Here is a 20,419-nt window from a genome sequence, read left to right as displayed (position 1 = left end):
TGCATCACGTAACCGGGCCGCCGCCTGGTTAGGGATGTTCGCCATTCTGATGTTGTTCATTGCGCCGGTGGTCTCGCGATCCCTGGAGCATGCGCGCGCCGGAAGTGCTGAAACGACCGTCATGGCGGACTGCGGCATGGCGATGCCGAAGCCGATGCATCATGATATGCATTCGCCGCCGGCCGCGCCGGAAAAGGCCGCATCGCCGATGATGCAGCACGGCGGCGGCCACCACAACATGGCGATGATGATGGACGACAGCGCCTGCGGCTACTGCGTGCTGTTGCTGCACGCGCCGCTGCTGGACGTGAGCCACGCCCCGCTGTTCTGGTCTCAATCTCTGGCCTCGCGCCCGCCGCCGACTCATTATCTCGTTCCCCTGTTTGCCCACGTCGTTCATACCGAATTACAGCCGCGCGCGCCCCCCGTCTCTTTCCTCTGATTTAACAATAAGCCCATTGCCGCTCTCTGTATTGCCGTTGATCGCTTCAACCCGGCGGAATTAATTCGCCCAACGGTTAATCATCGAGACGACATTATTAATCCGGTTATTTCCACGTTGATGGAATTAACCCCCGTATTTTCCGATGGTGATTTTCGCCAGGCCGCCCCACGCCTGAATAATCCCACGGCCAAGAACGGAAAAGAGTTAGCTTAAGGAAAGATGATGTTTAAACCGACTTATAAAAAGAACGCCGTTACCCGCGCCATCACCACCGCCATGCCGCTGTTCCTGCTGGCCGGCCACGCGGCGCAGGCGCATCAGCACCCTACCGACGCACAGGTTAATGATGGCGACGTGATCACCGTCACAGCGCCGCTCTACTCTCCGCTGACCATCGTGACATCACCGAAAACCCCGCGTCAGCCGGTGCCCGCCAGCGACGGTTCGGACTATCTGAAAACCATTCCCGGTTTTTCGCAGATCCGCAACGGCGGCACCAACGGCGATCCGGTATTTCGCGGCATGTTCGGTTCGCGGCTGAAAATTCTCACTGACGGTTCGGAGATGCTCGGCGCCTGCCCATCGAGAATGGATGCGCCCACCTCTTACATCTCGCCGGAAAGCTTCGATCTGCTGACCATCACCAAAGGGCCGCAGACGGTGCTGTGGGGGCCGGGTTCGTCGGCGGGCACGGTGCGTTTCGAACGTGAACGTCCGCGCTTCGACAAGCCGGGCATCAAGGGCAACGCCAGCGTGCTGACCGGCTCCAATGGCCGCTGGGACGAGAATATCGACGCCAGCCTCGGCGCCGAACAAGGTTACCTGCGGGTGATGGCCAACAAGTCGCGCGCCAACGATTACCAGGACGGAACGAATACGCGCGTGCCATCGCGCTGGGACAAATGGAACGGCGATCTGGCGCTCGGCTGGACGCCGGATGCCGACACGCTGCTGGAAGTGACGATGGGGCGCGGCAACGGCGAAGCGCGCTATGCCGGCCGCAGCATGGACGGTTCGCAGTTCAAACGCGAAAGCCTGGGCATGCGGGTGGAGAAATCCAACATCGGCGAGGTGCTGGATAAGTTGGAAGCGCAGGTCTACTACAACTACGCCAACCACGTGATGGACAACGTGACCCTGCGCTCGCCGGGCAGCGGCGGCATGGGCGGCCATGGTGGGCATGGCGGCATGAACATGGGGGGCCACGGCGGGCACATGATGTCTTCCGGCATGACGATGCAGCTCGATCGCCGCACCGTCGGCGGCCGCGTGATGGGCACCTGGCAGTGGCAGGACGTGAAGCTTGAAAGCGGCCTGGACACGCAGACCAATACCCACCGCAGCATGAGCCGCGGTAGCTGGGAAAAAGACGCCCAGTTCAACAGCTACGGCGCCTTCGGTGAGCTGACGTGGTCCACCAGCGATCAGGATAAGCTGATCGGCGGCGCGCGTCTCGATCGCACCCTGGTGGAGAACTTCCGCAGCGGCCGCGATGTGGAACGTTCAGATACCCTGCCGAGCGGCTTTATGCGCCTGGAGCATACGCTGGCCGAGCTACCGCTGATGCTGTATGCCGGCGTCGGTTATACCGAACGCTTCCCGGATTACTGGGAGCTGTTCTCGCCGAAGCTAGGCCCGAACGGCAGCAAGGATCCGTTCTCCAACGTCAAGAGCGAGAAAACCACGCAGCTCGACATCGGCGCGCAATACAACGGCAAGCGCTTCAACGGTTGGGTCTCCGCTTATGTGGGCCGCGTCGATGATTTCATCCTGTTCAAATACGATCCGCACAATGCGCGTCTCAGCCAGGCCGATAACGTCAACGCCAACATCATGGGCGGCGAAATGGGCATGGGTTATCAACTGAGCGAGCACTGGAAAACCGACGCCAGCCTGGCCTACTCCTGGGGCAAAAACACCAGCGACGGCCGGCCGCTGCCGCAGATCCCGCCGCTGGAGGCGCGTCTGGGGCTCACCTATGAGTACGGCGACTGGAGCGGCACCGGCCTGTGGCGTTTGGTCAGCAGCCAACACCGCGTGGCGATCAACGAAGGCAACGTGGTAGGCAAAGACTTTGCCGAAAGCGCCGGCTTCGGCGTGCTTTCCGCTAACGCCGCCTACAAGGTGAATAAAAACGTCAAGCTGAGCGCCGGTCTGGATAACATCCTGAACAAGACCTACAGCGAACACCTCAACCTGGCGGGCAACAGCGCCTTCGGGTATTCGGCCAACAGCGCGGTGAATGAGCCGGGCCGCACCCTGTGGGCCAAGGTTAACGTCACCTTCTAAACCGTACACCGGGCGATGGGCAACCGTCGCCCGGTCAGGCGATATGCGATCCGGTTCTTAGGATATGAGTTTTAAGTTTTTCCCATTCGGTTGAGCGGCGATTAGTATCACTCTCAATGTAATCAAGGATCCGGAGGGAATATGCAAAAGCTCACTCGTTTTCTGGCCCTGCTCGGCGAGCTGATGATTGAAAAAGCCGAAGACGCCGCGCCGCAGGCTGCTCGGCCTGACGATCGCGACGACGCGTTGCCGCCGCGCCTCGAACGTGGGGTTCCGCTGGCCGACCGCTTCCTGTTCATGTAATTCCTCTCACTGTCTTTTGGTCCGGCACGTTCTGATATTTCATTATCGGACGCCTGCGTCTATCTTCTTTCGATGGTTCCAGCCGATTCATCATAGGAGATAGCAACGCAATGAAGATCAGAACGGTAACCCCGCAAGACGCTGAAGCCCTGACGCAGTTATTGAATGACGTGATCGGCGCCGGCGGCACGACGGCGATAGAAACGCCCCTCACCCCCGCCGAATTCAGCGAATGGTTCATCAGCGGCAGCAATGCGCTGAGCTGCCAGGTCGCGGAGGTGGATGGGCTGTTGGTGGGCTTCCAGGCGCTGAGCGCAGATGATGCCCTGCCGCCCGATACCGCAGATATTGCCACCTTCTCCCGCCTGTCGCCGAAGGTGCGCGGCGTCGGCAGTGCGTTGTTCCCTGCCACATTAGCGGCGGCGAAGTCGCACGGTTTCAAGCACATCAACGCCACCATTCGGGCGGATAACGTCGGTGGCCTCGCCTACTATCACAAAATGGGCTTTCGCGATTACGACCGTTTGCCGCAGGTGCCGCTCAGCGATGGCACGCCGATCGACAGAGTCAAAAAACGCTTCTCCCTTTAACCCGCCAACCCGCTCACACTGAACGCACGATATGTTCGCGCAGCCACCGGTGAGCGGGATCCCGGTGCGATCGTTCGTGCCACAGCATGGTCATTTCAAAGCCCGGCACCGCCAGCGGCGGCTCGAGCCGTTGTAATAAAGGCTGGTTGCGCACCAGCCGCTCCGGCAGCATCGCCACCAAATCGGACTGCGTCAGCACCGAGATAACGAACAGAAAATGTGGCACGGAAAGCACCACCCGCCGCGTCAGCCCCACGTCCGCCAACGCCCTGTCGGTCATGCCATAGAACCCGCCGCCGTCCGGCGAGACCATCACCTGCTCCAATTGGCAAAATTGCGCCGGCGTCAGCCTGGCATGCAGCTTGGGGTGGCCGACCCGGCCCACCAGCACATAGCGTTCACTGAACAGCGTGCGCTGACGCAGACCGGGCGGCGCCCCTTCGCGGGTGTGAAACGCCAGATCGATCTCCCCCTGTTCCGCCCGTTTGGCGATGCGTGACGGCGGGATTTCCAGCACCGCCAGCCGGGTGCCCGGCGCCGCCGTGCGCAAACCGTTCAGCGCCGGCAGCACGATGGTGGATTCGCCGTAGTCGAAGGCGGCCACGCGCCAGGTATCGGTCGCCACGGCGGGATCGAACGGCGTCGCCGGCGTCACCGCCAACTCGAGCGCCGCCAATGCCTGACGTAACGGTTCCCGCAGCTGCTCCGCTCTGGCGGTCGGGCGCATGCCGCGCGGGCCGGGCAACAGCAGCGGATCGTCAAAGATCGCCCGCAGTTTGGCGAGGTGCACGCTGACCGCCGGCTGGGAGAAATTGAGCCGCTGCGCCGCGCGCGTGACGTTGTGCTCCGCCAGCAGCGCGTCGAGCGTCACCAGCAGGTTGAGATCCAGCCGCCTTAAATTATTCATGGTTATACCTGGGATAACGGTAATTCATTTCTAATATACCGACTAACGCCCTAACCTGCAGCTCTCACACCAAGGAGAGCTGTTATGAATGTGCTGATTGTTTACGCCCACCCGGAGCCGCTGTCGCTGACCGGCTCACTGAAAAACTTCGCCGTTGATCGCCTGGCGCAGGCCGGCCATCAGGTACAGGTGTCCGATCTGTACGCCATGAAGTGGAAAGCGGCGCTTGACGCCGACGACAGCCTGGAAGGCGCATCAGGGCCCCGTTTCGATCCTTCGCTGGATTCGCAGCGCGCGTTTGCTAACGGCGTGCAGAGCGCCGATATCGAACGGGAGCAGCAAAAATTGCGCTGGGCGGACGTGGTGCTGCTGCAGTTTCCGCTGTGGTGGTTCTCGATGCCGGCGATCCTCAAAGGCTGGTTCGAGCGTGTCTATGCCTATGGTTTTGCCTACGGCGTCGGTGAGCATTCCGACACCCATTGGGGTGACCGTTACGGCGAGGGGACGCTGGCGGGCAAACGGGCGATGCTGATCGTCACCGCCGGCGGCTGGGAGTCCCATTACGCCCCGCGCGGCATCAACGGGCCGATCGACGATATCCTGTTCCCGATCCAGCACGGCATGCTGCACTACCCAGGGTTCGAGGTGCTGCCGCCGTTCGTCACCTACCGCGCCGGCAAAACCGATGAGGCACGCTTTGCCGCCCTGTGCGAGCAGCTCGGGCAGCGGCTGGATAATCTGTGGAACGCCGAGCCAATCCGCTTCCGGCGGCAGAACGCCGGTGACTATCTGATCCCGCAGCTGACGCTGAAAGCGCATCTCGCGCCGGGGCAAGACGGTTTCGGCGTTCACATCGAGTAGCCGGATGCGCACGCCCGGGCGCATCCGGGGCGTGCCCTTAATTCAGGGCGGCGAGAAATGCCCGATAGCCCTGCGCGCTGCTGTCCAACTCGTGTTGCTGAACCTGCTCTGCCGTCCCGTCCGAAGCGGCTTCCTTGCCGTAAAAGGCAAAGAACGAAGCATAGTCGGCCCGCACATAATCGGCGGTCACTTCAAACGGCCGGAAGATCTCCTCCAGCGAGTAGCGATAACGCCCTTCACGCGCGTAATCTTCTGCGCGCACGCCCGCCGTGACCGCCAGCGCCAGTTTCTTGTTCTGCATCTTATAGCCACTGCGAGAACCGTAGGCCCAGCCGTAGGTGAGCACGTCGTCCAGCCATTTTTTCAGCAGCGGCGGGCTGCTGAACCAGTAAATCGGGAACTGCAGCACGATGTTGTCATGCGCTTCAATCAACTGCTGTTCTTTGGCGACGTCGATCTGCCAGTCCGGATAGGCCTGATGCAGTTCGTGCACGGTATACAGCGCCGGATAGCGCCGCAGTTCCTCCAGCCAACGTTTGTTGACCACCGAGTTCGCCATATCGGGATGTGTCACTACCACCAACGTTTTCATACTGATCTCTCCAGTCAGGTGTTTCGACGCATCTTAGGGTATGCTGACAGAATGTAAAATACGCACACTCACGACACATACTTACCCTGGAGAAAGTGTAAATGACCGCCGAATCCCACTGCAGCCCTACGGGCATCAGCCTTGAAGACACCGGTTATGGCTACACCCTGTCGGTGATCAACGGTAAATACAAAATGATTATTCTCTACTGGCTGGCGTTGTATAAGCCGGTATTGCGCTTCAACGAACTGCAGCGCTGCATCGGCACCATTTCGTATAAGACGCTGAGCTCGACGTTGAAAGAGCTGGAAAAAGACCGTCTGGTGGTGAGAAAGGAGTATCCGCAGATCCCGCCCAAGGTGGAGTACAGCCTGTCCGAGCGCGGGCGTTCGCTGATCCCGGTGATCGACATGATGTGCGACTGGGGGGAGCGGCACCGGCCGGAACAGCCGGCGCCGTGAGGGGTTAGTTGTCCGCCGCCGCTGAGGTTGCCGGAGCCGGCTCATCGTGCTCGACCAACGCGTCCGCCGGCCGGCACTGGCGCAGCGTGCGCACGCTGAAGGCCACCAGCACGCCGAGCACTGCGGCGAATGCGCCAAACGACAGCACGCTCATCAATGGGGTGAACACCCTGCCCAGTACACCGAGCCCCAGCGCGCCGATCGAATCGCCGGTCACGTCCTGCGCGGTGCCGAGGCTGTTCACCCGCCCCAGCAGATGATCCGGCGTATTGCTCTGGATCAGCATGAACTGCAAGAGCGAGGCGATGGCATTGGCGTAGCCGTAACACACCAGCGCCAGCAGCGCCGGCGCCAGATGGCTGAACAGCCCCAGTGACGCGATGGCGGTGAACGCGACGATAGCGGCGATCAGGATCAGCACCCCAGGGCGAGGGAAACGCCCCACCCAGCCGCTGGTTAGCGCACCCAGCATCGCACCGAGCGGCACTGCGGAGTACATCAGGCCAATAGAGGACGCGCCGACGTGGTAAGCGTCCTGCGCCAGCGCCGGAAACAGTACCCTGACGGCGCCGACGATGCTCATCAACATCCCCAGCAACACCACCGAGCCGACCACCTTATTGCGCCAGACAAACTGGAAGCCGCTGGCGAGCGCGCGCAGTGGGTGTTCCGGCTCCTGCTGCTGCGGCAGCAGCGTCGGCAAGCGCACCAGCGGCACAAGGGTGCCCAGCGTCCCTGCCGCCGCGACGGCGAAGGCGAGACCGACGCCGCCGAACACGATGATAATCCCGCCCAGCGCCGGCGCCAGGATCGCGCCGATGCGCACCGTCACCATGCTCAAGGCCCCCGCCGCCGCCAGGTTTTCACGCCCGACCAGCAGCGGGATCACCGCCATCAGCGCCGTCATGCCCAGCGCGCCGAAGAACCCGTCCCAGGCCGCCAGCAGGTAGAGCGCCCATAGCGAAGGCGCCGGGGCGAAGGCGTTCAGACTCAGGGCGACAAAGCCCAGCCCGCAGGTGCCGCGCGCAAACAGGATCAGCTTACGGCGATCGTAGCGATCGGCGAGTACCCCGCCCAGCATCAGGCCGATAAACATGCCCACGCCGTCCAGCGCCACCGCCACGCCCACCTGCAACGTGGAGCCGGTCATCGCCTGGATCTGAATCGGCACCCCCACCGCCAGCATGCCGAGGGAAAACACCGACAGCATGCGGGCGCAGAAAATCGCGCGGAAATGCGCATTGCTTCTCAGCAAACTGAAATCAAGAAAAAAAGAAGGTCTGGCCATAGTGTCCTGCATATCATGTTTTAGTGCGGGCCGGGACGCACGCCCCGGCCCGGTTGCGTTATACCAATCCGTATTGCCGCGTCAGCAGCGAATGCAACAGCGGCCCGAGCGTCTCCAGCGAGGCCGGCGACAGAATGTCCGCGTGCTCGCAGCTTTGGTGATGACAGATCAGCCCATCCAGATACGGCGCCCACACGGCGTTGATGTCCATCTCCGGCGGCAGCGTCCGGTCGGCGACGAACAGCGTCGCCGTGCCGTGGAAACGCTGACTGCGCGCCTGAGACAGAAGGCGCACCGCGTCGCGGTAGTTGGCGACGATGCTGTCGAACATCGCCGCCTTCTCCGCCATCAGCGCCGGATCGCCATGATCTTCCGCCATAAACTCGGCCTGTTCCTGCGCCACCTCCTTCTGCGCCTCTTCCTCGCTGGGGCCGGTCCAGTCCTGGCCTTCCGGCGGATAGGTATCCAGCATGCCGAGGAACGCCACCTCTTCGCCCTGCTGCTGCAAACGCGCGGCCATCGAGTGCGCCAGCGTGCCGCCGAGCGAATAGCCCAGCAGGTAATAAGGCCCCTGCGGCTGCAGGCGGCGCAGAGTGGCGAGATGACGATCGACCATCTGCTCAATGTCCTCGCAGGTGGCGATGGCACCATCCGGCCTTGGCGACTGCAGGCCGATGATCGGGTAGCTCCCCGGCAGATAACGGCTCAGCCCCGAGTACTGCCAGGCGAAACCGGAAGCCGGGTGCAGACAGAACAGCGCCGGGCCTTGGCCCGCCCGCAGCTGCAGGCACTCGCCGACGCCGCGGCTCTCGGCCGAGCCGGCGGCCTGCGCATCATCGAGCAGGTGCGCCATTTTCTCCAGACTGCGGGCGAACATGATCTGCCCGACGCTCAACGGCCGGGTGACGCGCCGACGCAGCTCCGCCGCCAGGCGCATCGCCAGCAGCGAGTGGCCGCCCAACGCGAAGAAGTCGTCGTCGGCATACACCGTCTCGCGCCCCAGCAGTTCGCTGAACAGCGCCGCCAGCAGGCGCTCGCTGTCGCTGTGCGGCACGCGGCCGCTCTGCGGGCTCAGCTGCGGCCGAGGCAACGCTTTGCGATCCAGCTTGCCGCTGGCGCTGAGCGGGAAGCTGTCGGTCATGACATAGCTGACCGGCATCATGTGCGCCGGCAAACGCGCCTCCAGCGCCTGATGCAGGACGGCGGTATCCAGCGTCACGCCCGGCTGGGCGATCAGCCAGGCGACCAACTGCCGCATATCGGCGCCGCCCAGCCCCGTCGCGCCCTCACCCAGTTCGATGGCGTGCACCGCCGCCTGCGCTACTCCCGGCTGCGCCAGCAGCGCCTGTTCGATTTCGCCCAGTTCGATGCGCTGGCCGCGGATCTTCAGCTGATCGTCGCTGCGCCCCAAATACTCGACGCTGCCGTCTTCCAGCCAGCGGGCGATATCGCCGGTGCGATACATGCGCGCCCCGTTGCCGGCGGGATCGGCGACAAACCGCTGCGCCGTCAATCCCGGCCGATGCAGATAGCCGTCGGCCAGCTGAATGCCGCGCAGGTAGAGATCGCCGGCGCAGCCGACGGGCACCGGCCGCAGCATGGCGTCGAGAATGCTCAGTTGGGTGTTCCAGACCGGTTTGCCGATCGGCACGCCGGCGCCGCTCACCGCCGCCAATGCCTCGCCGGACGCCGGTTGATAGGTGACATCAACCGCCGCCTCCGTCGGGCCATACAGGTTATGCAGCGGCGCGGCGACCAACGCCTGGTAGCGGGATGCCAGTTCACACGACAACGCCTCACCGCTGCAGAACACGCGTTTCAGGCTGGCGGCGGCGCGCTGCGGCGCACGTTCGTTCAGCGCCTCAACCCAGATAGCCAACATGGACGGAACGAAATGCAGCGTGGTTACGCCATAGTCGTCGATCAACGTCGTCAGCGCCTGCGGATCGCGGTGCGCCTCCGGCGGCGCCATCACCAGGCGCGCGCCGACCATCAGCGGCCAGAAGAACTCCCAGACGGAAACGTCGAAGCTGCACGGCGTTTTCTGCAATACCACGTCCTGCGCATCGAGCGAATACTCATGCTGCATCCAGAACAGACGGTTGACGATCGCCCGGTGGTTCACCACCACCCCTTTCGGCCGCCCGGTAGAGCCCGAGGTATACAGGACGTAGGCGGGATAATCGCCGTTCCCCGCCGGTGCGCGCTGCATCGGTTCGCGCCCGCTGTCGTCCAGCGCATCGAACCGCAACGTCGGCGCCAGCGCGGCAAAACGGGCATCCAAGGCGCTCTCGGTGATAATCAGCCGTGGCTTGGCGTCTGCCACCATGTAGGCCAGACGCTCATCCGGGTAACCGGTATCCAGCGGCAGCCAGGCGGCGCCGGTTTGCACAATCGCCGTCAGCGCCAGGCTGAGGCGCACGGAACGCGGCAACGCCACCGCGACGATATCGCCCGGCTGAATGCCCGCCGCCGTCAGCTGTTCGGCCAACAGCGCGGCCTGGCGCTGCATGTCACGGTAGCTGAGGGTGTGCCCGGCATCCTGCAACGCGATGCGTTCCGGCGTGCGCCGAGCTTGATCGGCGATCGCCTGATGCAAGGTGGTGTCCGCTACCGCCTGTGCGGTGCGGTTGACCGCCGCGATCAACGCCTGTTCCTGCGGGGTTTGCAATTGCCAGCGCGGCAACGGCAGATCCGGTTGCGCAATCCATTGTTGCAGCAGCGCCATCAGCCGCGCGGCGAAGCGTTCAGGCTGCGGCACCGAGTCACGGTACTCCATCAGCAGACGCAGACGCTCGCCGAGCAGCACCAGCAACGTCAGCGGATAGTGGGTATAGCCTTTGTTGCGGATGGCGTCGCAGCGCAGGGAACCTGTGCCGCCGAGCAAGGCATCGTTGTCCGGGTAGTTCTCCACCACCAACAGCGTATCGAACAGCGTGCCCGCGCCGGCCAGGTGCTGGATCTCACCCAATCCCAAATCGTCGTGCTCCAGCAGTTCAATCTGCCGGTGTTGCAGAGCGGTCAGCTGTTCCGTCAACGGCCGGCCGTTTTCCAGCCGTACGCGTACCGGCAGCGTGTTGCTGAACAGGCCAACGTGCTCTTCCACGCCGTCGATCTGGCCAAACCGCCCGGAAACCGGCGAGCCGAACACCACGTCCTGATGGCCGCAACAGCCGGCCAGCTGCAGCGCCCAGATACCCTGCATCACGGTATTGAGCGTCAGCCCGCGTTCGCGGCACAGGGTCAGCAAACGCTGTTCCTCCGCCGGCGGCAGCGTCATTTCCCGCTCAAACACGCGGTCGTCCTGAGCCTCGCCAAACAGCAGCGTTGGCCGCACGTCCTGCAGCGTCTCGCGCCAGATGCGGCGCGAGGCGTCGGCATCCCGCGCGGCCAGGCGGCGCACGATATCGGTATAGTTCGAACGCAGCGGCGGCAACGCCGTTATCCCTTCACGCAATGCGAGCATCAGATCGTTGAGCACCACCGGCGTCGACCAGCCATCGACGATCAGGTGGTGGGCATTGAGGAACAGCGTGCAGCGTTCGCTCTCGCCGTGTTTGACCCACAGCGCATGCAGCATCGCGCCCGGCTGGTTAAACAGATCGCGCTGCAGCTCTTTCTGCTCCAGCTCATTCAGCGCCTGCATTTCTTGTTCGGCGGACAGCGGCGGCAGCCTGAGGCTGTCCAGCGGCCAATGGCTTTCCTGCGGTATCAGCTGCAGCGGTTCGCCCTCGCGGTTGAACCGGGCGGCCAGCTGCGGATGGCGGCGGATCACCGCATCCAGCGCCTGCTGGAGCCGTGGCGCGTCCAGTTCGCCGCAGAGGCTCAGGCGCGTCAGCGAGTTATAACTGCCGCCCTGCTGCGCCGTCTGGGCATGGAACAGCAAGCCGTGCTGCAAGGGCAACAGCGGTAGCGCATCGGCCAACGGCCCATACTCCCGCTCCCAGGCGCGCAGCGTTTCATCGTCGACGTTCGGTTGGGCGATCTCGGCCGCCGTCAACGTTGCCGCTGCGCGTTCGGGATGCCGTTCAGCAAACTCGCACAGCGCACGCACGGCCTGCTCGATGCCCCTATGCAGCGCCTCGATGTCGCTCGCGCTGAAGATGGCCTCCAGCCAGCTCCAGTTGATCGCCAGACACGCGCCGTCGCGCCGCTCTTCGACAAAGATGTTCACTTCCAGCCCGTAACACAGCGCCTGCTGCGTATCCTGCGCCACTGCGAAGGCGTCGCGGAAACGGGTCCGGCTGCGCTGCGGCGTCCAGTGTCCCTCATCCTGGCCGAAGCGCCCGAGGTAGTTGAACAAAATCTCCGGCGCATTGCGCTGCGCCAGCGCGGCCAGTTCGTCACGCTGCGGATGTAAATAGCGCAGTTGACCATAGCCGATGCCGCGATCGGCCACCGCGCGCGTCACCCGTTTCACCGCGCGCACGGCCTCGTGGTGTTCGGCGTCATGCAGTTCGATGCACAGCGGGTACTCCGCCGTCAGCCAGCCGACGGTGCGCGCCAGATCGAGGCTATCGTCCAGTTCGGCGCGGCCGTGCGACTCCAGCGAAAAGCGCAGCGAAGCGGCCTGGAAATGACGCCGGCAGGCCAGCGCCAGCGCGCACAGCATGATCTCTTCGACCTGAGCGCGGTATCCCTGCGGCAAGGCGCCCAGCAGCGCGGCGGTCAGCCGGCTGTCGAGCAGCGTGCGCCGTTCGCTCACCGAAGCGAGACGATCGGTCTGCGGATCCAGCGCGCGGCGCCCCAAGCGCGGCACGCCGTCCGCCAGCATCTGCCGCCAGAACGGCAGCTCGGTTTCCCGGCGTTTGGCGTCGGCCCGTAAACGCGCGGACCACTCATAGAGCGAGGTTTCCTCCGGCGGCAGCGCGATCGGCTGCCCCTGCATGGCGCTGTCGGCCGCTTGCCGCAGTTCGTCGAGCAGGATGCGCCAGGAAACGCCGTCAACCACCAGGTGGTGGATCGCCAGCACCAGCCCGAGGCTCTGCCCGTCACGCTGTAACAAGATGGCCTGCATCATGCTGCCCTCGGCCGGATTGAGGCGCGCCAGCGCGGCATCAAACGCCTGTTCCGCCGCGGTTTCCAGATCGCCGGATACGGGATGACGCTGCATCAATTCACCGGCGGCGGCGGTTTCAACCACCAACTGGCCGTCGCGGATCCGCGCGCCCAGCGCCGGGTGTGCCGTACGCAGCTGTTCCAACGCATAACGCAGCTGTGCCGGTTGCAATTCGGCAGGCACGCGCAGGAAAACGCCGTGCGCGAAGAGACGATGCATGTCGCCCGTCTCGGCAAACCAGTGCAGGATCGGCAGCCCGTCGATCGGGCCTTGCTGCACGCTGCGCGCGGCCTGAGATCCAACGGCCAGCGGCTGCATCGCCTGCGCCATGCGCGCGGGGGTGTGCAGCGCGAAGATCTCACGCGGCCGCAGCAGATACCCGTTGCGCCGCAGGGCGGTGCCCAGCCCCATCGCCGAGATGCTGTCGCCGCCGAGCGCGAAGAAATCGTCGTCGGCACCGACGCGCTCCATCCCCAACAGCTGCGCCATGGCGCGGCAAATCAGCCTTTCCTGCTCGGTGGCCGGCTCGCGCAGGCTTTGCGCCAGCGTCTCCTGCGGTTTGGGCAGCGCCTGACGGTCAATCTTGCCGTTAACGTTAAGCGGCAGCTCCGGCATCACCACCAGGATCGCCGGCACCATGTAATCCGGCAGACGCTGCGCCAACTGCGCCAGCAGCTCGCTCTGCAGCGCGGGTGAGGCGCGCCGCGCGTCATCCTGCACCGAGCAGTAACCGATCAGGCGATAGGTAGCGCCGATCGGCTCGGCGATCACCACCGCCCGCCCCACGTCCGGCAAGGCAGCCAGCGCGCTCTCCACTTCACCCAGCTCGACGCGGAAGCCGCGCACCTTGATTTGGTGATCGGTACGGCCAATGAACACCAGCTGGCCGTCCGCGCTCCAACGCATCAGATCGCCGCTGCGGTACATCACCTCGCCGTCGGCGAACGGATTGGCGACAAAGCGCGCCGCCGTCAGATCCGGGCGGCGCAGGTAACCGCGCGCGATGCCCTTGCCTGAAATGTACAGTTCCCCCGCCGCGCCGATCGGCACCGGCTGCAGGCGACTGTCGAGCAGCCAGACTTCGGTATTGGCCAGGGGGCGCCCGATCACCGGCTGGTCTGCGGCCGTGACCGGCGCGCCGAGGGTATCGACGGTGTATTCGGACGGGCCGTAATAGTTATGGATCTCGACTTCCGGATGCTGCCGCATCAGGTTCCACAGCGTCGGTGTCGCCGCCTCGCCGCCGATCATCACAAACGCCGGCAGCGGAAACTGTCCCTTCAGCAGGCCGCAATCCACCAACTGCGAGAGGAACGACGGCGTGATATCCAGCAGATCGATCGGGGTCTGTTGGGTCTGTTCGAGCAACGCCCAGGGGTCGCGGCGCAGCTCTTCATCGAAGATAACCAGTTCGCTGCCCATCATCATGCAGAACAGCGGCTCCCAGGAGGAGTCGAAAGAGAACGAAGCGGTATGCCCGGCGCGCAGACGCCGCCCGCGGCGAGCCTGGAATTTTTCAATCGCCGGGCCGAATAGAGAGGCCTGATGCGACAAGAACAGGTTCAGCAGCCCGCGGTGCGTGGACATCACGCCTTTGGGTTTGCCGGTCGAACCGGAGGTGTAAATCATGTAGGCCAGATGCGCCTCGTTCAGCGGCGCGCGCCGCTCTTCGTCCGATATCGGCGCGGCCTCGGCGGCCGCGCAGCGCGCCCGGCATTGCGCCTCATCGAGGCACATGATCTGCGGCAGATCCGGCATGTTGGCCCGCGTGTCGCTGTGGGTCAGCAGCATCACCGGCCGCGCGTCGTCGCACATCAGCGCCAGACGTTCACGCGGATAATCCAGATCGAGCGGCATATATGCCGCGCCGCTGGCCAACACGCCAAACAGCGCGACCAGCGTGTCCACCGAGCGCGGAATGCCGATGGCGACCACGTCTTCGGCGCCGATGCCGCTTTCGATCAGCACGCGCCCCAGTTGCATCACCCGTTCACTGAGTTGACGGTAGCTGAGGCGCACATCGCCGCAGGTCACCGCCAACGCCTCGGGCTGTCGCTCAACCTGACGCTGGAAAGCGTCCATGATCGACACCATGCCCGCCGGCGGCGTCAGCTCAGCGCCGCGCCCCCAGGCCGCGAGTTGGCGCAGCTCCCCTTCGCTGACCAGCGCCAGTTGACCGTTCGGCTGATGCGGCCGCCGCGCCAGTTGCTGCAACCAATGGCCAATGCGCTCCGCATGGCCTTGCAAGGTGCGCGGCGCGTATTTGGCCGGGTTGGCCACCAACGACAGCGTCAGCACGCCGCTTCGAAAACCGATCTCAAACTCGAGGTCGTCGACCGGCCCCATCGCCAGCGTATGGGTAACGGCCGCTTGACCGTCGAAGGACAAGGCGCTGTGGTAAACCTTGACGTTGACCACCGGGCCGTACAGCTCCTGATGGCCGCCGACCAGGCCGAGATCGCGTTTGATCTGCTCCGCCTCATAGCGCTGATGGCGCCGCACCTGTTTGATTTCCGCCGCGGTGGCCTGGCAGACGTCCGCCAGCGACATCTCCGGCGTCACGTTCAGCAGCAGCGGCAGCACGTTAACCACCGGGCCGATCGCCGCCAGCGCCTGCGAGCCCATGCGGCGCATGAAAGGAAAACCGATGGAGAGCCGGGTTTCGCCGCTCATGCGCGCCAGATACATCGCCAGTGCCGCCGTGACGATATCGGCCGGTTGCAACGACTGCAGCGCCGCATCGCGCAGCGCTTCGTCAAACAGCGACTCCGGCAGCACCAGCGCCTGTTTGAGCGGCCGAGCGCCCGGTTCGACCTCGCGGTTTTCCGTCGCCAATGACAGCGGCGACGGCAGATCGCGCAGATGCTGCCGCCAGAATTCGGCCGCCCGCTGGCGTGCGGGCGACGTTTGCCATTGCTGAAACTCTTCCACCACCTTGCCGAACGGGGTAAACGGCGAGGCCGCCGGCGACAGCCCGTGGCGCAGCGCGCGGTAGATATCGGCGATCCGGCGGGTGATGGCCTCGAAGCTGAAGCCGTCCAGGGTCAGATGATGAAAGCGCTGGTACCAGAACCAGCGATCGGCGCTGATGCGGATCACCGCATGGCGATAGAGCGGGCGCTCGCCGTCCGCGGGCAGATCCTGCGCCAGATCGTCGTGCATCAGCGCCAGCGCCGCCTGTTCGGCGTCTGGCCGCGCGCTGAAGTCAAACCACTCCGGCGCCAGCACCCGCGCGGGATCCGCGTTCAGCGGTAAACGTTGCACCGGCTGGCCGTCCTGCGCCTCAAAGAAGCGCGCCTGAACCGTATCCGCCTCCGCCAGCCCCTGGCGAATCGCGCGCTCCAGCGCCGAACGATCGATATCGCCGTGCAGTTCGGTGTAGTGCGCCACGGCAAAGCTGTTGCGCCGCAGCGCGATTTGGTCGGCAATCCAGATCCCCGGTTGCGCCGCAACCAGCGGATAATCCCGATACTCGACCTGAGTATCCGGCAAAGAAAGCGTTTCTGACATGGTGTCTGTCCTTTTCCTCAAACGGAATGTAGCGATGTGGCTGTGCGGCGATTAACGCGGCGCATCCGCCGCTTTCAACGACGCCGGCCGCATGTCCTGCCAGTGCGCTTCGATATAGTCGATACATTCACCGCGCGACGCCGGCCCCATCAACACGCGCCATCCCGGCGGCGTATCGGCAAACTGCGGCCACAGCGAGTACTGCTGTTGCGCGTTGACCAACACGGAGAAACGGAGACTTTCGTCATCGAACGGGTTTTGTTGTTCCTGAGTCATTTGCCTTACCTGTCTGTCAAAATGTGGAATTACTTCATTGCGGAAAGCAGCCGGCGCACGCCGTCCACCAGACCGCCGCGCCAGCAGAGCGCGTCATGCCCGCCGGAATACACGCGGTAGTCGGCACGATGCCCGGCCGCCGTCAGCGCCTGGTGCATCTGGCGATTGACGAATTCGATGTCCGCCTCCCGATCGCCGGCTTGCTGAATCACGGTGAGCGTCGGCGCGGTCGCGCCGCGCTGCCGAACCTGGCGTATCAACCAGCCTTCCTCCAACTCGTGGCGTTTTTCGAACTGGGTAACGAATTGCACCGTGGGCCACCAGAAGGAGCCGGACTGGCTCAGCACATGGCCGAAGCGCTCGGGCCAGTGCAGGCCGGCGTATAACGCCGCCAGCCCGCCGTAGCTCTGGCCGGCGACCACGGTGCGCGCCCCCTCTTCGCTGAACGGTTCGCGCCGCTGCGCCTGCGGCAGCAGTTCGTCGATCACCGCCTGCCAAAAGGCGGCGTTGCAAGGCAGCTCTTTTTCCCGGTGTTCGCCATCGATCGCATCGATCAGCAGCCAGCACGCGGGCGGCAGATGCCCTTTTGCGGTCTCGTTCTCAATCACCGGCAGCAATGCGTGCCTTTCGATCCAGTTCTGGCCGTCGAGCAGCAGCACCAGCGGGCGGTTCGCGTTGTCCGCCGCCTCGCCGGCGGCATACAGCCACACGCGCCGCCGGGTGCCCAGCCGTGCGCTGTGCCAGTGAAAAAGCTGTAGCCGCGCTTCATCCAACGGCCGATCGGCGGCCTGCCAGGCGCTTTGGTCGTCCGCGTCGGGCCCCTGAGCCAGGGAAACGGCGCGCGGGCGATAAGCCGGCCCCAGCGAGGTGCGATTCAGCGGATCGGCGATCGCCAACGGGAACAGCGATACCCACCAGGCGCGCTGCTGGCGATCGCGCAACGTTTCGTCGTCGCTAAAGACGGGAGGAAGATCTCGCGCCGTAATCGGGATCAGGCTGTAACTGCCGCGCCAGCGGCGATCGACAACGGCCGCGCCGTACCAAACGTCGGTGCCGGGGAGCCTTTTCAGGCTGCTGGGGGACGTGCTGTGATGGTCGGTAATGCCGTTGATATCGGCATAGACCCGGCATATCGGCGAGAGCCGCTCGTCGCCGGCAGGATCGCGCCATAGCCAGGTCATTCTGACGTGCTGTTCATCGTGCGCGTCGACGACAGGCGTGCCATGAGCGGCAACCTTCTGCCACCATGCGGGTTGCCCCGCCGCCGCCTCACGCAGCCAGTGCGCCGCCAATCCCTCATGGCCGTGTTCTGGCCTCTTTTCCGGCAAAAACTCCATAGCGCCCCTTACATAACGTGCGTGACTTTTACAAAACCTGACAATCGTATTGATACTCATTATCATTTTCAATACTATTTGTCGGATTTTTGCCGTCGTGCAAACGCGACGTCTCCGCGTCGACGAGGGAAAGCGTATTCATCGGCATTGCGGGGTTTATCAGGGTGGCATTACACACAAAAGTAGGCATGCAGGAGAGATAATGAATATTAGAAACAAAGGGATAGAAAACGATAGCACAGAGGCGATGTCCGCCAACCGGCTGTTGCTGGGGGCGACGCTGGCGCTACTGCCCTTCGCGCAAAACGCTTTTGCCGCGGCGGACGAGACGATGGTGGTGACCGCCGACGCGCAGAGCAGCGTGACCGCGCCCGTCAAAGGGATCGTCGCCAAAGAGAGCGCCGCCGGCACCAAAACCGCCGCCCCGCTGAGCAAAACCCCGCAGTCCATCTCGGTGGTGACGCGCGAGCAAATGAACGACCAGGAACCGGCGTCGGTCGCCGACGCCTTGAACTACACCAGCGGGGTGGTCACCACCTATCGCGGCAATTCCAACCGCAATGACGAAGTGATCAGCCGCGGCTTCCGCTACGCGCCCAAGCTGCTCGACGGCCTGCACTTTGGCCTCTCTAGCCAAAACGGCGGCGCCGGGCAGATCGATCCCTGGTTGCTGGAGCGTGTGGAAATGGTGCACGGCCCGGCCGGCGTGCTTTACGGCCAGGTCAGCCCCGGCGGCGTGGTGGTGATGACCAGCAAACGCCCTACTGCCCAGAGCATTCACGAAGTTAAATTCAGCACCGGCAACCGTCATCTGGCGGAAACGGCGTTCGACTTCGGCGGCAAACTCAACGACGACAACACCCTGTTCTATCGCCTGAACGGTATCGCCAGAACCGAACATGAGTTTGTCAAAGACAGCAAGCAGCAACGGGTGGCCATCGCCCCGGCCTTCACCTGGCTGCCGAACGAAGACACCAGTTTTACGCTGCTGACCAGCTACCAGAACGATCCGAAAGCCGGATCGCGCAACTTCCTGCCGCGCGCCGGCACGCTGTTCCCGACCAGCGCGGGCTATGTGCCCTATGACTTCAACATCAGCGAACCCAGCTTCAACAAGTCGCGGCGCGAGCAGGCGTCGATCGGCTACAGCCTCGAGCACAACTTCAGCGATGCGCTGTCGTTTACCCAGAACCTGCGTTTCACCCACCGTGATGAGGACTATAAATATCTGGTTTATAACGTAAACTCGAAGGTCAACGACCACACCGTCACCCGCATGGCGCAACATGAAACGCAGATGACCAACGAGTTTGGCGTGGATAACCAGCTGAAGGGCCTGTTCGACACCGGCGAGGTGAAGCACACGGTGCTGGGCGGATTGGATTACCGCTACAGCCATATCGATTCGAAGATGTATCGCGATCGCGGCAACGATTACCCGATCGACTGGGCCAACCCGGTTCGCCCCAGCATTGATGGCAGCACGCTGGCGCTGGCTTCCAGCGATTTGAAGACGCTGAATCAGGTCGGGGTGTATCTGCAGGACCAGCTGGCGTGGAATAACTGGAACCTGCTGCTGTCCGGCCGTCAGGACTGGTCGCAGGTCAACACCCGCGATCGCACCAGCGGCGGCAAAGAGCAGACCTACAATGATGCCCAGTTCACCGGCCGTGCGGGCCTGCTCTACGCCTTCGACAACGGCATTTCGCCGTACGTCAGCTACAGCACCTCGTTCGATCCTAACCTGTACCCGAGCGCGCCGGGCGCCGACCCGCTCAAGCCGACCACCGGCAAACAAACCGAGGTGGGCGTGAAGTACCAGATCCCGGGCGGCAACACCCTGCTGACCCTTTCCTGGTTCGACATCACCCAGCGCAATGTGGCGTCCTATAACCGCCTCACCTCCGCCTACGAGCAGATCGGTGAGGTGAAATCCAAAGGGATTGAGGCGGAAGTGCACGCTCAGCCGACGCCGGAGATCAAGCTGATCGCCGCCTACACCTACACCGACGTGGTGACCAAAGACTCCAACTCGGCGGACGAAATCGGCCACAGCCCGGCGGGCATTCCGCGCCACGCGGCGTCCGCCTGGGGCAGCTACAGCTTCCTGAGCGGCGCGCTCAACGGCCTGACCGTCGGCAGCGGCGTGCGTTACATCGGCGATGCGCCGGCCGACGCCACCGGCCAGTACGATGTGCCGCACTACACGCTGTACGACGCCATGGTGAAATATGATCTCGGCCAGGCCTCGCCGGCGCTGCGCGGTGCGGCGCTGCAGCTCAACGTGCAGAACCTGACGGACAAGAAATACGTTTCATCCTGCAGCGGCGAGTACGCCTGCTTCTACGGCAGCGGCCGCAGCGTCATCGCTTCGGTGAACTACCGCTGGTAACGAAAAGGGGCGGCCAGCGCCGTAATGCTTGTCAGTTAGCTTTTTTCTGAAGGTATTGGTGACGTATTTCGGTCGATAAATGTGAGATGCACCATGAAACTCATGCGCC

The 20,419-nt window shown here is 63.8% G+C and carries 13 protein-coding genes; 7 read left to right on the top strand and 6 right to left on the bottom strand.

What is annotated here, in order from left to right:
* The first annotated feature begins 34 nt into the window (after window positions 1-34).
* From ACJ8J1_RS07250 to ACJ8J1_RS07235, 4 genes are all read left to right on the top strand, one after another.
* Window positions 35-442, top strand: coding sequence for a DUF2946 domain-containing protein (locus ACJ8J1_RS07250; protein WP_071991645.1), 408 nt, complete (start codon window positions 35-37; stop codon window positions 440-442).
* Window positions 443-667: 225 nt separating this feature from the next.
* Window positions 668-2,734 (top strand): TonB-dependent copper receptor, encoded by a 2,067-nt coding sequence (locus tag ACJ8J1_RS07245; protein ID WP_033643106.1) that lies wholly within the window; start codon window positions 668-670, stop codon window positions 2,732-2,734.
* Between the two features lie 141 nt (window positions 2,735-2,875).
* Window positions 2,876-3,037 (top strand): hypothetical protein, encoded by a 162-nt coding sequence (locus ACJ8J1_RS07240; protein ID WP_162997437.1) that lies wholly within the window; start codon window positions 2,876-2,878, stop codon window positions 3,035-3,037.
* A 110-nt stretch (window positions 3,038-3,147) separates the two neighbouring features.
* Window positions 3,148-3,627: a GNAT family N-acetyltransferase gene (locus ACJ8J1_RS07235; RefSeq protein ID WP_033643107.1), complete on the top strand. Its 480-nt coding sequence runs from the start codon at window positions 3,148-3,150 to the stop codon at window positions 3,625-3,627.
* A gap of 13 nt (window positions 3,628-3,640) precedes the next feature.
* Here the strand turns inward: ACJ8J1_RS07235 and ACJ8J1_RS07230 are convergent, their stop codons facing one another.
* On the bottom strand, window positions 3,641-4,534 hold the full coding sequence (locus ACJ8J1_RS07230) for a LysR family transcriptional regulator (protein ID WP_033643108.1): 894 nt from the start codon (window positions 4,532-4,534) through the stop codon (window positions 3,641-3,643).
* Window positions 4,535-4,618: 84 nt separating this feature from the next.
* On the opposite strand from ACJ8J1_RS07230, the gene ACJ8J1_RS07225 reads away from it, so the two are divergent.
* Window positions 4,619-5,395, top strand: coding sequence for an NAD(P)H-dependent oxidoreductase (locus ACJ8J1_RS07225; protein WP_033643109.1), 777 nt, complete (start codon window positions 4,619-4,621; stop codon window positions 5,393-5,395).
* Between the two features lie 37 nt (window positions 5,396-5,432).
* Here ACJ8J1_RS07225 and ACJ8J1_RS07220 read toward each other — a convergent pair whose 3' ends face one another.
* Window positions 5,433-5,987: an NAD(P)H-dependent oxidoreductase gene (locus tag ACJ8J1_RS07220; protein WP_033643110.1), complete on the bottom strand. Its 555-nt coding sequence runs from the start codon at window positions 5,985-5,987 to the stop codon at window positions 5,433-5,435.
* 101 nt (window positions 5,988-6,088) lie between these two features.
* Between ACJ8J1_RS07220 and ACJ8J1_RS07215 the strand changes: the two genes are divergently transcribed.
* Window positions 6,089-6,448, top strand: a complete 360-nt coding sequence (locus ACJ8J1_RS07215) for a winged helix-turn-helix transcriptional regulator (protein ID WP_033643111.1) — start codon at window positions 6,089-6,091, stop codon at window positions 6,446-6,448.
* Window positions 6,449-6,452: 4 nt separating this feature from the next.
* Here ACJ8J1_RS07215 and entS read toward each other — a convergent pair whose 3' ends face one another.
* From entS to fes, 4 genes are read right to left on the bottom strand one after another with little or no spacing between them, the layout of a single operon-like run.
* Complete coding sequence (entS, locus tag ACJ8J1_RS07210) at window positions 6,453-7,736, bottom strand: enterobactin transporter EntS (protein WP_033643112.1); 1,284 nt, start codon at window positions 7,734-7,736, stop codon at window positions 6,453-6,455.
* A 58-nt stretch (window positions 7,737-7,794) separates the two neighbouring features.
* Window positions 7,795-16,305: a non-ribosomal peptide synthetase gene (locus ACJ8J1_RS07205; RefSeq protein ID WP_033643113.1), complete on the bottom strand. Its 8,511-nt coding sequence runs from the start codon at window positions 16,303-16,305 to the stop codon at window positions 7,795-7,797.
* A gap of 51 nt (window positions 16,306-16,356) precedes the next feature.
* Window positions 16,357-16,581, bottom strand: coding sequence for an MbtH family protein (locus ACJ8J1_RS07200; RefSeq protein WP_033643114.1), 225 nt, complete (start codon window positions 16,579-16,581; stop codon window positions 16,357-16,359).
* Between the two features lie 29 nt (window positions 16,582-16,610).
* Window positions 16,611-17,918, bottom strand: a complete 1,308-nt coding sequence (fes, locus tag ACJ8J1_RS07195) for an enterochelin esterase (protein WP_229597896.1) — start codon at window positions 17,916-17,918, stop codon at window positions 16,611-16,613.
* Between the two features lie 202 nt (window positions 17,919-18,120).
* Between fes and ACJ8J1_RS07190 the strand changes: the two genes are divergently transcribed.
* Window positions 18,121-20,310 carry a TonB-dependent siderophore receptor gene (locus tag ACJ8J1_RS07190; protein WP_033643116.1) on the top strand — a complete coding sequence of 730 codons (2,190 nt, stop codon included), beginning with the start codon at window positions 18,121-18,123 and terminating at the stop codon, window positions 20,308-20,310.
* The last annotated feature ends 109 nt before the right edge of the window (window positions 20,311-20,419 follow it).

The sequence above is a fragment of the Serratia sp. CY37869 genome (assembly GCF_052168895.1).
GTDB lineage: Bacteria > Pseudomonadota > Gammaproteobacteria > Enterobacterales > Enterobacteriaceae > Serratia > Serratia ureilytica.
Note: the sequence above shows the minus strand (reverse complement) of the source record. Positions and strands in the feature narration are given on the sequence as shown.

Coding starts and splice junctions, on each gene's coding strand:
- ACJ8J1_RS07225 (WP_033643109.1), top strand. CDS start 4,619: ATGAATGTGCTGATTGTTTACGCCCACCCGGAGCCGCTGTCGCTGACC.
- ACJ8J1_RS07235 (WP_033643107.1), top strand. CDS start 3,148: ATGAAGATCAGAACGGTAACCCCGCAAGACGCTGAAGCCCTGACGCAG.
- ACJ8J1_RS07205 (WP_033643113.1), bottom strand. CDS start 16,305: ATGTCAGAAACGCTTTCTTTGCCGGATACTCAGGTCGAGTATCGGGAT.
- ACJ8J1_RS07250 (WP_071991645.1), top strand. CDS start 35: ATGTTCGCCATTCTGATGTTGTTCATTGCGCCGGTGGTCTCGCGATCC.
- entS (WP_033643112.1), bottom strand. CDS start 7,736: ATGGCCAGACCTTCTTTTTTTCTTGATTTCAGTTTGCTGAGAAGCAAT.
- ACJ8J1_RS07200 (WP_033643114.1), bottom strand. CDS start 16,581: ATGACTCAGGAACAACAAAACCCGTTCGATGACGAAAGTCTCCGTTTC.
- ACJ8J1_RS07230 (WP_033643108.1), bottom strand. CDS start 4,534: ATGAATAATTTAAGGCGGCTGGATCTCAACCTGCTGGTGACGCTCGAC.
- ACJ8J1_RS07190 (WP_033643116.1), top strand. CDS start 18,121: ATGAATATTAGAAACAAAGGGATAGAAAACGATAGCACAGAGGCGATG.
- ACJ8J1_RS07240 (WP_162997437.1), top strand. CDS start 2,876: ATGCAAAAGCTCACTCGTTTTCTGGCCCTGCTCGGCGAGCTGATGATT.
- ACJ8J1_RS07245 (WP_033643106.1), top strand. CDS start 668: ATGTTTAAACCGACTTATAAAAAGAACGCCGTTACCCGCGCCATCACC.
- ACJ8J1_RS07220 (WP_033643110.1), bottom strand. CDS start 5,987: ATGAAAACGTTGGTGGTAGTGACACATCCCGATATGGCGAACTCGGTG.
- ACJ8J1_RS07215 (WP_033643111.1), top strand. CDS start 6,089: ATGACCGCCGAATCCCACTGCAGCCCTACGGGCATCAGCCTTGAAGAC.
- fes (WP_229597896.1), bottom strand. CDS start 17,918: ATGGAGTTTTTGCCGGAAAAGAGGCCAGAACACGGCCATGAGGGATTG.